This is a genomic window from Sphingopyxis sp. BSNA05, assembly GCF_013265645.1.
Lineage (GTDB): Bacteria > Pseudomonadota > Alphaproteobacteria > Sphingomonadales > Sphingomonadaceae > Parasphingorhabdus.
In genome coordinates, this window is record NZ_PYIA01000165.1 from 1 (window position 1) to 13,204 (window position 13,204).

Consider the following 13,204-nt stretch of genomic DNA (forward strand, 5'->3'; position numbering starts at 1 on the left):
GGTTGTCGCGATCATAGATATACCGGAAGGATTAGAAGAAATAATCCAAACATTACTACTGCCGGCCCGAAATAAGCTCATGAATGCAGATGTGAAATTTATATCGTTGTATAAATCTATTGGTAGAACTTCAAAACCCCAAAATGTTTCGGAGGCAATTCGCGAGATGCCTCAGAATCTCCGTGGATGGTCAGCCAATGTATTCGGTGGATTTGTCGCAATGATGCCAATTCGCAATAGCTTGATTGATCAGGGCGCAGACCCGCAACTTATCTATCTCGAACCTTACATTCCGTCCTGACATAAAGTTGAGAGCATCATTATGCCTATCAGTATAACGCCGACTGGCGACAACATACGCAAAGAATTCTATCAAAGAATTGATCCAGAAAATCTTACACCTCTTTGGGAAGTACTGGCCTCACTGGTTCCAGAATCCCCGACGACTTCAGCCAAGGCACACCTATGGGAATTTTCAACTGTGCGCGATTATCTCATGGAGGCCGGTGATCTTATTACTGCCGAGGAGGCAGAGCGCCGCGTCCTCATTCTTGAAAATCCGGGTCTGCGCGGCCAGTCACAGATCACACAAAGCCTTTATGCTGGCCTACAGCTAATATTGCCCGGCGAGATCGCGCCTGCACACCGTCATACGCAATCGGCCTTGAGGCTCGTGGTTTCTGGAGAAGGTGCCTATACGGCCGTCGACGGAGAAAGAACGATCATGCGGCGTGGCGATTTTATAATCACGCCTGCTTGGACCTATCATGATCATGGCAATGATGGTGATGAGCCAGTTATATGGCTTGATGGTTTGGATATCCCGATTGTTGAAATGCTCGCTGCAGGATTTCGAGAAGGAGCCCCAGAAAAGGCACAGATTCCAACGCGCCCAATTGGAGATTCGCTGGCGCGTTTCGGGACGAATATGCTGCCGGTAGATTTCGAGGTTGAGCCAAGCGATCCAACGCGTGTGTTTGTCTACCCGTATGAAGAAGCGCGTCGCTCGCTTGAAAAATAGCTTGTGGCGAATCTGATGTGCATCACGGATTTAAGTTTCGCTACATCAATCCGGCGACTGGTAGATCACCTATGCCAACCATCGGTGCATTTCTGCAAATGCTGCCCAGTGGATTTGTAACACGTCCCTACCGGTCGACGGATTCCACCATATTCCTATGCCTGGAAGGGAGTGGCCGCGCGACAATAGAAGGAAAGGATTATGAATTTGGCGAAAATGACGTTTTTGTGATTCCTTCATGGAATACTTTCAAGCTTCACGCGGAGACCGAGACGGTTCTCTTTAGCTACTCTGACCGACCCGTCCAAAAAGCACTCGGATTGTGGCGTGAACAACGTCTCTAATGCTCTAGAATATAAAAAAGGACGTTGACGATATGTCTCTACTATTCGATTTACCTGCTACACCGACTTTATCAATCGATGGAAAAACTGAGCGATTTCCGGTGCGACGGATTTATTGCGTCGGACGAAACTACGCTGCTCACGCCAGAGAAATGGGGCGGGATGACAAGGAGCCCCCTTTCTTTTTTATGAAACCCGCCGACGCAGCGGTTGACGCTAATGTTGCGGTGAGCATTCCCTACCCGCCCATGACCAACAATTTCCATTATGAGGTAGAGTTGGTGGCGGCGATAGGCGCGACGCTGGACAATGCATCTGTTGAAGCAGCACTTGACGGGGTTTTCGGATATGCTGTTGGACTCGACATGACTCGGCGAGATCTGCAGTTGGAGGCAAGAGAGAAAGGTCGCCCTTGGGAATTGGGTAAATCATTTTCGAAATCGGCACCGATCGGCTCGATAAAGCCGTCCCATTCGCATCCTGACTCGCAAATTAGGCTCGAAGTCAATGGCGAAGTAAGACAGAAATCAACCACTGGCCTGATGCTGTGGAATGTGGCCGAAGCACTTTCGTTTTTATCGAAATATGAAGTGTTACTTCCTGGCGATATCTTGATGACGGGCACGCCGGAGGGCGTGGGCGCGGTCAACCCAGGCGAAGTCATGCACGCGTCAATCGAAGGACTGGCTGCTATTGAAGTTGAAGTTAAATAAGAAGGATATGGTGAGATGAATTTGAAGAATTCAGATATCTCTAGCATTATTGATTGGAAGCCTGATGAAATGGGCCGAATTCCGCTGTCGGCATATGTTGACGAAGATATTTACAAGTTAGAACTAGAACGAATTTTCTACAAAAAGCATTGGGGCTATCTGGGGCTGGACGCCGAAATTCCGAACGTTGGCGATTTCAAGCGGACTGTCATCGGTGAGCGCTCCGTCATTGTGGTGCGCAACAAAGAGGGAGGCGTTTCGGCGTTTGAGAATCTTTGTGCACACCGGCGGGTCCAATTCTGCCGGGAGCGGGATGGAAATCGTCAGGAGTTTGTCTGCCCGTATCATCAGTGGATGTATGATCTGGAAGGTAATTTGCGAGGGTTGCCTTATCGGCGCGGCCTTCGAGTAGACGGTGAATTGCGTGGCGGGATGCCTGCGGATTTCAATATGTCCGAAAATGGCCTGACAAAGTTAAAGGTAGAATCTCGAAACGGAGTAGTTTTCGGGTCATTTGACCACGATATAGAATCATTCGAAGATTATCTCGGTGAGATGATGTTGGGGTATTTCGATAGGATATTTAATGGCCGAAAGCTTACTATCCTTGGTTATAATCGTCAGCGAATTCCGGGGAACTGGAAGCTTATGATGGAGAACATCAAAGATCCCTACCACGCTGGACTGCTTCACACTTGGTTTGTTACCTTTGGCCTTTGGCGCGCAGACAGCCCGATATCCCTCAAAATGGATACCTACAAACGCCATGCTGTCATGGCCGGGACCCGCAGTACAGCCGCTGTCGAAGCCAGTCTGGTGTCAGGTGTACAAAGTTTCAAAGAAGACATGGTCTTGAAAGATCCAAGCCAAATCGACATCGTCCCGGAGGACTGGTGGAACGGACCAACAGTAACAATGATGACCCTATTCCCTGCACTCATCATTCAGCAGCAGGTAAATAGCCTGTCTACCCGTCATATTCAACCACGCGGTCCGAACTCATTTGATTTCGTATGGACGCATTTCGGCTTTGAGGATGACGACAAAGAAATGACTGCCCGTCGACTCAAGCAAGCAAATCTTTTCGGACCGTCGGGGTATGTTTCGGCTGATGATGGGGAAGTGCTCGAGTTTTCACAAATGGGTTTTCATACAAATCCATCGAGTACGTCTATGGCGAAAATGGGCGGTAACGATACACAGGATGGCGATTGCATTGCAACTGAAACTCTAATCCGGGGCATGTATAAATACTGGCGCGAAGTTATGGAGGTGTGAATTATGAGCCTATTTGATATCAATGAAATTTGCAGGCTCTATTCGAAATATGAGGATTGCATCGATTCGGAAGAGTTTGATAATTGGGTCAATCTGTTCGCCGATGATGCCAACTATAAAGTCATCCCGCGCGAAAATTATGAAAAGGAACTTCCACTAGCTACGCTAGACCTTTCCAGTAAAGGCATGATGCTTGACCGAATTCACGGGGTTAGGGAGACAATTTATCACGATCCTTATTATCAACGGCATGTGACAAGTCTTCCCGTTATAAGGCAAGAAGACGACAACAGTGTTTTTTGTGAAGCAAATTATGCAGTTTTTCGAACCAAATTGAGCGAACCATCGACTGTATTCAATGTGGGGCGGTATTTTGATCAAATCGTTGAAGAGGGTGGTGCCTTGAAATTCAAAAGCCGAACCTGTGTCTACGATAGTGAGATGATTCCAAATGCGATCATCTATCCGATCTGATTGAGGAGACTTTGGTAGTGAAGAAGCTTTATGAATTTTTTAAGAGTTCAGCATCCTATCGATTGCGCATTGCTCTCAATTTGAAGAATATTAGCTATGAACAGGTTTCAGTTGATTTCGCCACTAAAGAGCAACTTTCGGACGACTTTGCTAATATCAATCCATCAAAACTGGTCCCAGTGTTAGAAGAAGACGATGGATGGCGCCTTAGTCAATCGCTCGCAATCATCGAGTATCTGGATGAAACACACTTGAATTTTCCTTTGCTTCCGCGAGATGACCCTCGAGCCCGGGGCTATGTTCGTCAATGTGCCATGATTATCGCTTGTGATGTCCATCCACTCAACAATCTTCGGATATTGAAATACCTGACTGGCGATTTCGGCGTAGATGAGGACGCCAAAACTGCATGGATTAGCCATTGGATTACAGAAGGTTTCACAGCACTCGAAACGCTGATAAATGAACAACAACCGGCTGCGGAATTTTGTTTTGGTACCACGCCTACCTTAGCAGATTGTTGCTTGATTCCACAGGTTTTCAATGCGCGTCGGTTCAACGTTGATCTCTCCGCTTTTCCGCAGATTAATCGAATTAATGCCTCTTGCCTAGAACTTGACGAATTCAAAAGGGCGCACCCAGACATGGTGAACTAGACGTAGGATGATTGAAGGCAAGCTTTAACTCCAAATCATAACTGGACTTGCACCGGTTTTTGACTTGTAACGGTTTTGTGCCGGTCACTTGAGCGGTAAGCGTGGCGCGGAGGCCGCCTTGCATGATGGCTTTAGCATAGGTTGATTGCCGTTCTTTTTGGAGCGGTGATAATGGACGATTTCGACGATCAGGATACAAGTGGTCATATGAGTGATCGAATGACCACTCGGATCGAGGTTGTTGGCTGGGTGTCGGGCCGTCGGCGCTGGACGGTGGAGCAGAAGCTGGACACCCGCAATAACTGGTTATGATGGCGCATTGTCATCGCCGTGAGCCACGTGTTGTTCAGTTGACAGTTTTGGTGCGCTTTTTAGCGGCGATTCCCCCCTGTTTCGCGCCTTTCTCTCGGCGTTCTTGCGGATTTCAGACGCACCTACCCTGTGGCAGCCCGTCGTTCATGGAAGATCAGGCGGTCAAAATTGTAGGCGAGATTGGCGAGTGTGAGCTTGGCCTCTGCACGCGCAAGACCGATGGTGCGGATGAACAGACCATATCGTCCTTTCTGATGCGCGAAGACATGCTCGACCCTGGCCCGCACCGCTGACTTTGCCGCATTGGCTCTGGCGGTGCGCTCTGGCATGGTTTTGCCCTTGGGTTTGCGGTGATGGATGCAGCTCTTGAGCATATTGCGCGCCAGCCACCGCTCGTTCTTCTTCGAGCGATAAGCCGTATCGGCCCATACATCGGCAGCCGTGTTGTTCGTATCGATCACATCAGGCAGTTGGCGTCCATCACTCTGTGCGGCCGAGGTCACCTTCGCCCTGCGGATAAAGCCATAACGCCGATCGATGCTGATATGCGACTTGTAGCCGAACACCGGCGTTGCAATCTGCGGCAGCGGTGTTCCATCAGGGCGATGGCGCACCTTGCCGCCGATCTTGAGCGTCCAGCGCGCATCGACATCCTTCTGGTGCGCCTTGGGCGGCTTGTCCGGCCAGATCTCATTGGCTGACTTGCCGTCCTTGACCGCGGCCTTCTCCTCTTCGGTGTTGCGCTGCTTGGGGGCAGGAACCAATGTGGCGTCTACAATCTGTCCGCCCATGGCAAGATAGCCCTGCTCGCGCAGTTGACGGTCAAACGCTTCCATCAACCGCTCAAGCGTGCCGCTCTGCGTCAGCCGATTGCGGTAGTGCCGGATCGTGTTCTCATCCGGCATCGATGCGCCCAGGTCGAAGCCGAAGAAACGCATCCAGCTCAAGCGGTCGCGGATCATGAACTCCATCCGCGCATCGGACAGATTATGCTGCGCCTGAACCAACAGCACCTTGAACATCGACACCGGATCAAATGGCGGGCGACCGCCCTTTGCGCCATTGCTGTAGCCCAGACCGTCCACCAGAAGATCGCGGAATCGTTCGAAATCAACCGTTCCGTCCAACACTTCCAGCGGATCGCCGTCCTTGCTTAAAAGCCCGAGGTGATCTGATAAGGAAAATAGGCTCGATGGGTGCATCTGTGGTCTCTCCTCTCGCACAGCAATGAATCACATCAGTGCGCCAAAAGCGAGGGGTTGTTGCGGGTGTCCAGGTGCAAAAGCTTCGATTGCCAAAGCACAGTGTTTTCAATGTATCTGCAGAGATGCCTTTTCCGATCAACTGCTAGGTCGGTACTGGAGAACCATCTGTTTCAACTGGTCTGCTCAGTTAGAGAAGAGAAGGTTCACCGTTTTGCGAAGCCATTTTATTGCAGGGTCGCTGTGGACGCGGGCGTGCCAGTTCGCGCTTATAGCATGTGGTTGAAGCGAAAACGGAAGTGGACACGAACTGAGTTCGTACGAAGCGGTGATAATTTGCGCAAGTCGTTCGGGAAGACACGCTATTAGTCCGCTGGCCTCCAACAAAGGGCCGACAGTGGCGTAGTTGGGAATCCAGGCATCGATTTTTCTGACCAACCCCTTTCCAACGAGGCTTTCGTTCAGAGAACTAAGACCGCTCCTATGCGCTCTCACACCTAACCATGAATAACCATTAAGCGCTTCTAAATTTACGTCTCGAACGTGAAAAATTGGATGATTTTTCGCAGCGGTCAGGACCCAATTTTGTAAGAATAACCGAGTGGTGTAGAAATTGGCTGTAAGTTGAGGAAGATATCCAACGGCCAAATCCACACGCCCGTTTTCCATCATTTCAAGCAGGTCCGGCGAGTTATTACGTACCGTTTCGTAGGAGATGCCAGGCGCATGCTTACTAGCATGTGAGATCAAGTTAGGCATGAAATACATATCTCCGATATCAGCAACCGCGATCACAAAATGCCGCTTGCTGATTGTCGGATCAAAATTAGCCGGACTGTGTATCGCTTGACCAATTGTATCTAGTCCATAGCTGATTGGTTCAGAGAGCCTAATTGCAATTGCCGTCGGTTTCATCCCACTTTTTGTTCTGACAAATAACTCGTCATCAAAGTGTTTGCGGAGCCTTTTCAACGCATTGCTGACAGCGGGCTGTGTCATTCCGAGATGCTCCGCCGCATCAACCACCTTTCCCGTGCGGATCAGTTCATTGAAGATACGTAAGAGATTCAGATCTATATTTTTCATAACCTGCCTTCATCGCCTATTATCATTCTCAGTGATGATATCTATCACAAGGTGCGATTGATTGTAAGATTCTTTTGCCTAAGCTCATCTAGTTAGATTGTCTGCTGAGACGGATGACCACCGAATTAAACTGTGCAAATGTTGTAAGCAACAATTTGCAACCCGATGATATGAAAAAGTGGAAAATGGAATGATCAGATTGTGTGCGGTTACAGATATACAAAGTGGTGACATGCTACCAATTGACCAAGAGGGAATGCCTCCACTCGCTGTATTTAATCTCGACGATAAAATTTATGTAACGAGCAATATATGCACACACAATGTCGCACGGCTCACAGACGGTTTTTTGAAGACGGCCTTATCGAGTGCCCGCTTCATTCGGGGGCTTTCGATGTCAAAACTGGTGAGCCAGAGGCATTCCCCTGTGAGATACCGCTAAAAACCTACGAAGTCACGATAAAAGATGGCTTTGTGTACATTGATCAAATCTGATTATAGCCTTGAAATTACACTAGAGGAGAGTGCAAAATGTCAAACGTAGAAGATGTCCGCCAAAAGCACCTTAAACTTGCTGAAAAGCTATTTCAGAAAGAATATGGACTTTTCATCGATGGTGCTTGGGAGCAAAGTAGTAGCGGTGAAACCATTGACATGATCAACCCCTCAACTGGGGATTGCCTTGCTAAGATTCAGTCCGCCAATGCCGCTGACGCAAAGCGCGCTGTCGAAGCTGCTGCGAAAGCCTTTCCTGCATGGTCACGAACGTCTCGATCTCAGCGTCAGGAGATAATCTATGAAATGGGTCGCCGCCTGAAAGCTCGTGCTGAAGATTACGCAATGATGGACACGTTGGACAATGGTAAGCCATTCATGGAGGCTATGAATTTCGATATTCCAATGGCGGTCGAACAATTCGAGATGTTCTCAGGTGCTCCATGGTTTCTGCATGGGCAAACGATTGAGGCTCCTAACGGTCTTGGAATAGTCCTACGTGAGCCACTCGGCGTGTGTGTACAGATTATACCCTGGAATGTCCCGCTAATAATGATGGCGTCTAAGATTGCACCAGCACTCGCTGCAGGCAACACGGTAGTTCTGAAACCGGCCGAAGCGGTATGCCTCTCCGTCATAGAGTTCTTCAAGGAGATGGCAGACTTACTACCAGCAGGTGTGCTAAACCTCGTGACCGGATATGGTCCGAATGTGGGAGAAGCGCTAGTGGCGCACCCATTAACGCGCAAGGTAGCTTTTACCGGGTCCAGACCAACCGCACAGAAGCTGATCCAATATGCCTCGACCAACGTCATTCCTCAGACGATGGAGCTAGGAGGGAAATCAGCTAACATTGTGTGCAATGACGCTGATCTAGACGCGGCCGCAGAAGGAGCTGCGATGTCCACTGTGCTTAATAAAGGTGAGGTATGCCTCGCGGGTAGTCGGGTTTTGTTCATGAAGACGTGATGGATGAGTTTCTTGGGAAGTTCCAAGATTTGCTTGGGCGCGCCAGTTCGGGTGATCCAACGGAACATACCACTGTTTTGGGGCCACAGGCCTCACGCATGCAATATGAAAAAATTCTAAATTATATAGATATAGGCAAAACAGAGGGAGCCACCGTGGCCTATGGCGGGGGCAAGAGAGAGGTCGACGGCCTTCCAGATGGGCTTTTTATTAAACCAACCATCTTTACAGATGTCCGCAACGAGATGCGGATTGCTCAGGAAGAGATTTTCGGCCCCGTCACAACGGTTATAGGCTGGAGGGATGAAGCGGATGTTATCCGCATGGCCAATGAAAGTATCTATGGATTGGGAGGCGGACTTTGGACGCGAGATCTTCCTCGCGCTCACCGGATGGCACGTGCGCTTGAAACCGGCACTGTTTGGGTAAACCGATATTATAACTTCATCGGTGGCATGCCGATTGGCGGCTACAAAGGCAGTGGCTTTGGGCGCGAGTTCGCCAGTGAAGCATTGAACCACTATAGCCAAACCAAGAGTGTCATCATCAATCTGGAAGAAGGCCCGATCGGTGTGTTCGGGCAATAAAGAGGAGGAAATGACAAACCCAAAAAGATTGTTGTAGAAGGTACAGATATAGAATTTCCCGTCGAAGAGGGAGATACCATTCTGCGTGCCGCACTGCGAAATGGGATTGGATTGCCATATGACTGCAATTCGGGCGGTTGTGGTTCCTGTCAATTTGAACTGATAAACGGCGAGATTGAGGACCTCTGGCCAGAGGCCAAGGGAATCGGCGAAAGAGCGCGTCGTCGCGGTCGCCACCTCGCCTGTCAAAGCAGGCCGGATGGAGATTGTACGATAAAAGTACAAATTGAAAGGCAATATGAACCAATAGTCTCGCCGCGCCGCCAAACGCTTCGGTATGTATCATGCACGCAAATCACCCACAATATGGCCGAATTCACATTCAAAGGCGATTTGCCAGCGGATTTTCTAGTCGGGCAATATATATTATTGGATATACCTACCGTAGAAGGTTCTCGCGCCTATTCTATGTCCAATCTTCCCAATGAGCAAGGTGAATGGAGGTTCATCGCCAAACGCATACTTGGCGGCGCTGCGACGTCTTTCCTTTTTGAACATCTGGTCTCGGGACAGAAAATAGAAATCGATGGTCCTTATGGTATGTCCTACCTTCGAGAGGATTCGCCGCGCGACATTATTCTAATTGGTGGGGGATCCGGAATATCTCCACTCATGTCAATCATGCGGCAAGCCAGCATATCCGCCACTGCATCACAAAAGAAGATGCTGTTGTTTTACGGCGGCCGCGAGCCTCAGGACCTATGTGCAAACAAGCTCGTGTCTGCTTATCCTAGCTTAGCGCAACGAGTCTCTGTTGTAGAGGCTATCTCAGACACCGACGGTTTAAATAGACCAGAAGGAACAGAGTTGGGTTTTATCCATGATGTCGTTCGCCAAAACAAAAAGGTACAGATTAACCCCCTAAATTACGATTATTATTTCTGCGGTCCGCCACCGATGATTTCAGCGGTGAATAAAATGCTGCAACTCGATTTGAACGTGCCCGCTAACCAACTCTATTATGATAGTTTTCTTTAGTAGAAAAGGATTATTATGCCTGACTTGAAAATAACCTCAACGGTTAATAATGTTGATTATTCCGTTTATTCGGATCCAGAAATATTCAAAAAGGAGCAGGAACGCATTTTTCGCGGGCCTGTTTGGTCTTATGTAGGGCTAGCAGCAGAGGTCCCTGAAGCTAATTCATACAAATCGACACACATTGGCGAAACGCCGGTAGTCCTGTGCCGCGGGGAAGATGGAGCCATGCACGTCTGGGTAAACCGCTGCGTTCACAAGGGCGCGCTCGTCTGTCGAAATTCCCGGGGGAAAGCCGAGTCTGGCACATTTGTATGCGTTTATCATCAGTGGGCCTATGACGCCACTGGTGCGCTGCGCAGCGTCCCCTATCGCAGGGGAGTAGGCGGCAAAGGTGGAATGCCCGATTCATTTGATATCAAGAATCAGAGGATGACACCGCTGCGGGTCGACACCATAGGGGATATGGTATTTGCTACATTCCGCGAAGACGCGACAGAGCTGCGAGACTTTCTTGGAAACGCCATGTGTTCTGCAATCGAGAGAATCATGATCCATCCCATCAAGGTCATTGGTTCTGTGGGCCAACGCATCAAAGGCAATTGGAAGCTATATGCTGAAAACAGCCGAGACAGCTATCATGGCGGGTTACTGCACCTTTTCTATACTACTTTTGGTATATGGCGACCAAGCCAGAAATCTGTCGGCGAGATCGACGAGAAGTTCGGCTTTCACAATTCATTCCAGGTGCACAAGCCGTCGGACGATGACAGTGGGGCAAAACACCAAACAGAGGCTTCCCGAGACCCGGGAGCGGTCAATCTCAAAGACTCCCGGTTACTTGAAATTTGGCCCGACATGGGAGACGATATAACTATAAGTATCCAGTCCATCTTTCCATCTGTAGTTTTACAACAGATCGGTAATGCGCTGGCAACGCGTCAGATGGTTGTCAGAAACAATGACGAGTTCGATCTGATTTGGACGTATTTTGGGTTTGAGCAGGATAGTGACGAGATGTTGCGACAAAGAATGCGTAGCATCAATATGGTCGGACCGGCCGGTTACGTCTCACTCGAAGATGGCGAGGCCACAGAAATTTGCCAAGAAGGTGTAAAGGGACCAGACGGACACTCACAGATTTTGATGGACTTGGACAATTCTACCAACCCGACCATTCCTATGGGGCTTGATGAAAATGCCGTGCGTGGATTTTGGCGTGGCTATCTTCATCTGATGGAAGATGGGGCGAAATCATGAATGATCAGATGGCACAGAGGGTTGACCGGTTCAATGCCTTATATGGGTTTTACATTGATGAGAAACTGGAGAAATGGCCCTCACTTTTTCCGAACAATGTGAGTATCGGATTACTTCAAAACAAAACGAACTGGCTGGATTACCCGCCGGATTTCTCTTTTTCGAGAGCCGTGATGCCATGGACGATCGCGTGGCCTCTTTACTACATTCAAATATCTATCCCGAAATGGCATTGAGGCACATCAACGCACCATGCATCATTACGGAAATAACAGATGGCGTTATCCACGCTTCATCTAACTTTGTTGTCTTCGAGACTCGGAGCCAGAGTGATGTTTTTCCTTACGCGGCCGGCCGTTATATCGACGAACTGATCGAAAATAGGGACAGTGGTTTTGAAATCCGGAAACGGGTTTGTGTAATCGACAACGATATCGTGAGAACCCTTATGGCGATGCATTATAATTTATGTTTTAGATCGAGGAGAATGTGATGACTGGAAAAATAATAGAACTTGGCTACATGGGTCTATCTGTATCTGATGGTGATGCATGGAGGAAGTTTGCCGGAGACATCATCGGCATGCAGGTTATAGAAGAAGAAGAAGAAGAAGACCGCTACTACCTGCGGATGGATGAGTGGCATCACCGAATTGTTGTTCACACCGATGGCGATGATGACTTAGCCTATCTAGGTTGGAGAGTAGCTGGTCAACCCGAACTAGAAGAAGTCGCAGTTCTGCTTGAACAGAATGGTGTCGAATATCGTGTAGGCAGCGAAGAGGAAGCACAAGAACGCAAAGTTCTCGGTTTGCTTAAACTGGAAGATCCTGGAGGCAACCCGACCGAGATTTTTTATGGTCCTAGGGTAGATAGCCATAATCCCTTCCACCCTGGCCGGCCCATGCATGGCAGATTTCTGACCGGCAATCAGGGGATCGGGCATTGTATCTTACGGCAGACGGATGACGACGCCGCTTATAAGTTTTACTCGATGCTGGGTTTTCGCGGTAGTGTCGAATATCATTTGCCATTGCCGAATGGAATGACCGCCAAACCTATCTTTATGCATTGTAATGACCGAGATCATTCGGTTGCATTCGGGATGGGCCCGATGCCAAAGCGAATAAATCATTTTATGGTTGAGTATACTGACCTGCGCGATTTTGGTATCACACATGACAAAATCCGACAGGAGGCACGCGACGTTGCTCTAACGCTGGGAATGCACTCGAACGATAGAGCTCTGACATTCTATTGTGCAAATCCATCAGGCTGGCTTTGGGAGCCCGGTTGGGCGGCACGCAAGGCAATCGATGCTCAAGAGTATTATGTCTCTGATATATTCGGACATGACAATGAAGCAGAAGGCTACGGTATGGATCTAAAGATGAAATGTGACTAGATGAGCATGCATTCCATTTGATCTTTGATGAATTTCAGTTGATGGCGGCTACCGCTCGAGGGGCCTCAAGCAGCACTTCTCTCATGTAGGTTGAAGAACGTTAGCCTGCTCTCCCCGTCGGCGATTGATCGCTGACGGGGGACAATGTTTTGAAATGTTAGTACATCGACGCTGCATCTCATTCGGGCCCTTTGTGAAGCTGAATCCACAAATGAGGCAGGACAAACGATCAATATAAATATCAGCATTGATGATGAAATGGAGCCATTACAGCGCAAACGGCGCACTAATAGAATAGGCGGCATCAATCTCTTGCCACATGTTTGGGGCTAGGTTCTGTTGACAAAAGGGATTGACGTGACCCC

14 protein-coding genes and 2 pseudogenes are annotated in these 13,204 nt (G+C 48.9%); 14 read left to right on the plus strand and 2 right to left on the minus strand.

Annotated elements, in window-relative coordinates; all coding sequences use genetic code 11:
• The 8 genes from C8024_RS19155 to C8024_RS19185 all read left to right on the plus strand — a co-directional run.
• On the plus strand, window positions 1-301 hold a 301-nt coding region (locus C8024_RS19155), incomplete at its 5' end, for a hypothetical protein (protein WP_173208196.1).
• A 21-nt stretch (window positions 302-322) separates the two neighbouring features.
• On the plus strand, window positions 323-1,021 hold the full coding sequence (locus C8024_RS19160; RefSeq protein WP_254306121.1) for a cupin domain-containing protein: 699 nt from the start codon (window positions 323-325) through the stop codon (window positions 1,019-1,021).
• 98 nt (window positions 1,022-1,119) lie between these two features.
• Window positions 1,120-1,365 carry a cupin domain-containing protein gene (locus tag C8024_RS22345; protein WP_254306122.1) on the plus strand — a complete coding sequence of 82 codons (246 nt, stop codon included), beginning with the start codon at window positions 1,120-1,122 and terminating at the stop codon, window positions 1,363-1,365.
• 32 nt (window positions 1,366-1,397) lie between these two features.
• Entirely contained in the window at window positions 1,398-2,078 is a 681-nt protein-coding gene (locus C8024_RS19165; RefSeq protein ID WP_173208199.1) for a fumarylacetoacetate hydrolase family protein, read from the plus strand.
• Between the two features lie 15 nt (window positions 2,079-2,093).
• Entirely contained in the window at window positions 2,094-3,356 is a 1,263-nt protein-coding gene (locus C8024_RS19170; protein WP_217272331.1) for an aromatic ring-hydroxylating dioxygenase subunit alpha, read from the plus strand.
• A 3-nt stretch (window positions 3,357-3,359) separates the two neighbouring features.
• Window positions 3,360-3,830 carry an aromatic-ring-hydroxylating dioxygenase subunit beta gene (locus tag C8024_RS19175; protein WP_173208202.1) on the plus strand — a complete coding sequence of 157 codons (471 nt, stop codon included), beginning with the start codon at window positions 3,360-3,362 and terminating at the stop codon, window positions 3,828-3,830.
• A gap of 17 nt (window positions 3,831-3,847) precedes the next feature.
• A complete protein-coding gene (maiA, locus tag C8024_RS19180; RefSeq protein ID WP_173208205.1) occupies window positions 3,848-4,486 on the plus strand; it encodes a maleylacetoacetate isomerase in 639 nt (212 codons plus the stop codon).
• A gap of 171 nt (window positions 4,487-4,657) precedes the next feature.
• A complete protein-coding gene (locus tag C8024_RS19185) occupies window positions 4,658-4,798 on the plus strand; it encodes a hypothetical protein (RefSeq protein ID WP_173208208.1) in 141 nt (46 codons plus the stop codon).
• A 122-nt stretch (window positions 4,799-4,920) separates the two neighbouring features.
• Here the strand turns inward: C8024_RS19185 and C8024_RS19190 are convergent, their stop codons facing one another.
• Window positions 4,921-6,000 (minus strand): IS5 family transposase, encoded by a 1,080-nt coding sequence (locus C8024_RS19190; protein ID WP_173208211.1) that lies wholly within the window; start codon window positions 5,998-6,000, stop codon window positions 4,921-4,923.
• A 186-nt stretch (window positions 6,001-6,186) separates the two neighbouring features.
• Window positions 6,187-7,086 carry a LysR family transcriptional regulator gene (locus C8024_RS19195; RefSeq protein WP_173208214.1) on the minus strand — a complete coding sequence of 300 codons (900 nt, stop codon included), beginning with the start codon at window positions 7,084-7,086 and terminating at the stop codon, window positions 6,187-6,189.
• 190 nt (window positions 7,087-7,276) lie between these two features.
• On the opposite strand from C8024_RS19195, the pseudogene C8024_RS23890 reads away from it, so the two are divergent.
• The 6 genes and pseudogenes from C8024_RS23890 to bphC all read left to right on the plus strand — a co-directional run bounded on the left by C8024_RS23890 (window position 7,277) and on the right by bphC (window position 12,839).
• A pseudogene (locus tag C8024_RS23890) lies at window positions 7,277-7,581 on the plus strand (non-heme iron oxygenase ferredoxin subunit).
• A 159-nt stretch (window positions 7,582-7,740) separates the two neighbouring features.
• Window positions 7,741-9,137 (plus strand): annotated as a pseudogene (locus tag C8024_RS19205) (aldehyde dehydrogenase).
• Window positions 9,138-9,164: 27 nt separating this feature from the next.
• A complete protein-coding gene (locus C8024_RS19215) occupies window positions 9,165-10,175 on the plus strand; it encodes a 2Fe-2S iron-sulfur cluster binding domain-containing protein (RefSeq protein ID WP_367947448.1) in 1,011 nt (336 codons plus the stop codon).
• Window positions 10,176-10,190: 15 nt separating this feature from the next.
• Window positions 10,191-11,435: a Rieske 2Fe-2S domain-containing protein gene (locus C8024_RS19220; RefSeq protein WP_173208220.1), complete on the plus strand. Its 1,245-nt coding sequence runs from the start codon at window positions 10,191-10,193 to the stop codon at window positions 11,433-11,435.
• 73 nt (window positions 11,436-11,508) lie between these two features.
• Complete coding sequence (locus C8024_RS19225) at window positions 11,509-11,928, plus strand: aromatic-ring-hydroxylating dioxygenase subunit beta (RefSeq protein ID WP_173208223.1); 420 nt, start codon at window positions 11,509-11,511, stop codon at window positions 11,926-11,928.
• Window positions 11,928-12,839 carry a biphenyl-2,3-diol 1,2-dioxygenase gene (bphC, locus tag C8024_RS19230; protein WP_173208226.1) on the plus strand — a complete coding sequence of 304 codons (912 nt, stop codon included), beginning with the start codon at window positions 11,928-11,930 and terminating at the stop codon, window positions 12,837-12,839. The genes C8024_RS19225 and bphC overlap by 1 nt, the downstream gene beginning before the upstream one ends.
• Window positions 12,840-13,204 lie beyond the last annotated feature (365 nt).

What these genes read in the sequence shown, in the direction of transcription:
- C8024_RS19225 (WP_173208223.1), top strand. Translation starts at nt 11,509, where the DNA reads ATGGCCCTCACTTTTTCCGAACAATGTGAGTATCGGATTACTTCAAAA.
- C8024_RS19175 (WP_173208202.1), top strand. Translation starts at nt 3,360, where the DNA reads ATGAGCCTATTTGATATCAATGAAATTTGCAGGCTCTATTCGAAATAT.
- C8024_RS22345 (WP_254306122.1), top strand. Translation starts at nt 1,120, where the DNA reads ATGCTGCCCAGTGGATTTGTAACACGTCCCTACCGGTCGACGGATTCC.
- C8024_RS19190 (WP_173208211.1), bottom strand. Translation starts at nt 6,000, where the DNA reads ATGCACCCATCGAGCCTATTTTCCTTATCAGATCACCTCGGGCTTTTA.
- C8024_RS19185 (WP_173208208.1), top strand. Translation starts at nt 4,658, where the DNA reads ATGGACGATTTCGACGATCAGGATACAAGTGGTCATATGAGTGATCGA.
- bphC (WP_173208226.1), top strand. Translation starts at nt 11,928, where the DNA reads ATGACTGGAAAAATAATAGAACTTGGCTACATGGGTCTATCTGTATCT.
- C8024_RS19170 (WP_217272331.1), top strand. Translation starts at nt 2,094, where the DNA reads ATGAATTTGAAGAATTCAGATATCTCTAGCATTATTGATTGGAAGCCT.
- C8024_RS19165 (WP_173208199.1), top strand. Translation starts at nt 1,398, where the DNA reads ATGTCTCTACTATTCGATTTACCTGCTACACCGACTTTATCAATCGAT.
- C8024_RS19220 (WP_173208220.1), top strand. Translation starts at nt 10,191, where the DNA reads ATGCCTGACTTGAAAATAACCTCAACGGTTAATAATGTTGATTATTCC.
- C8024_RS19195 (WP_173208214.1), bottom strand. Translation starts at nt 7,086, where the DNA reads ATGAAAAATATAGATCTGAATCTCTTACGTATCTTCAATGAACTGATC.
- C8024_RS19160 (WP_254306121.1), top strand. Translation starts at nt 323, where the DNA reads ATGCCTATCAGTATAACGCCGACTGGCGACAACATACGCAAAGAATTC.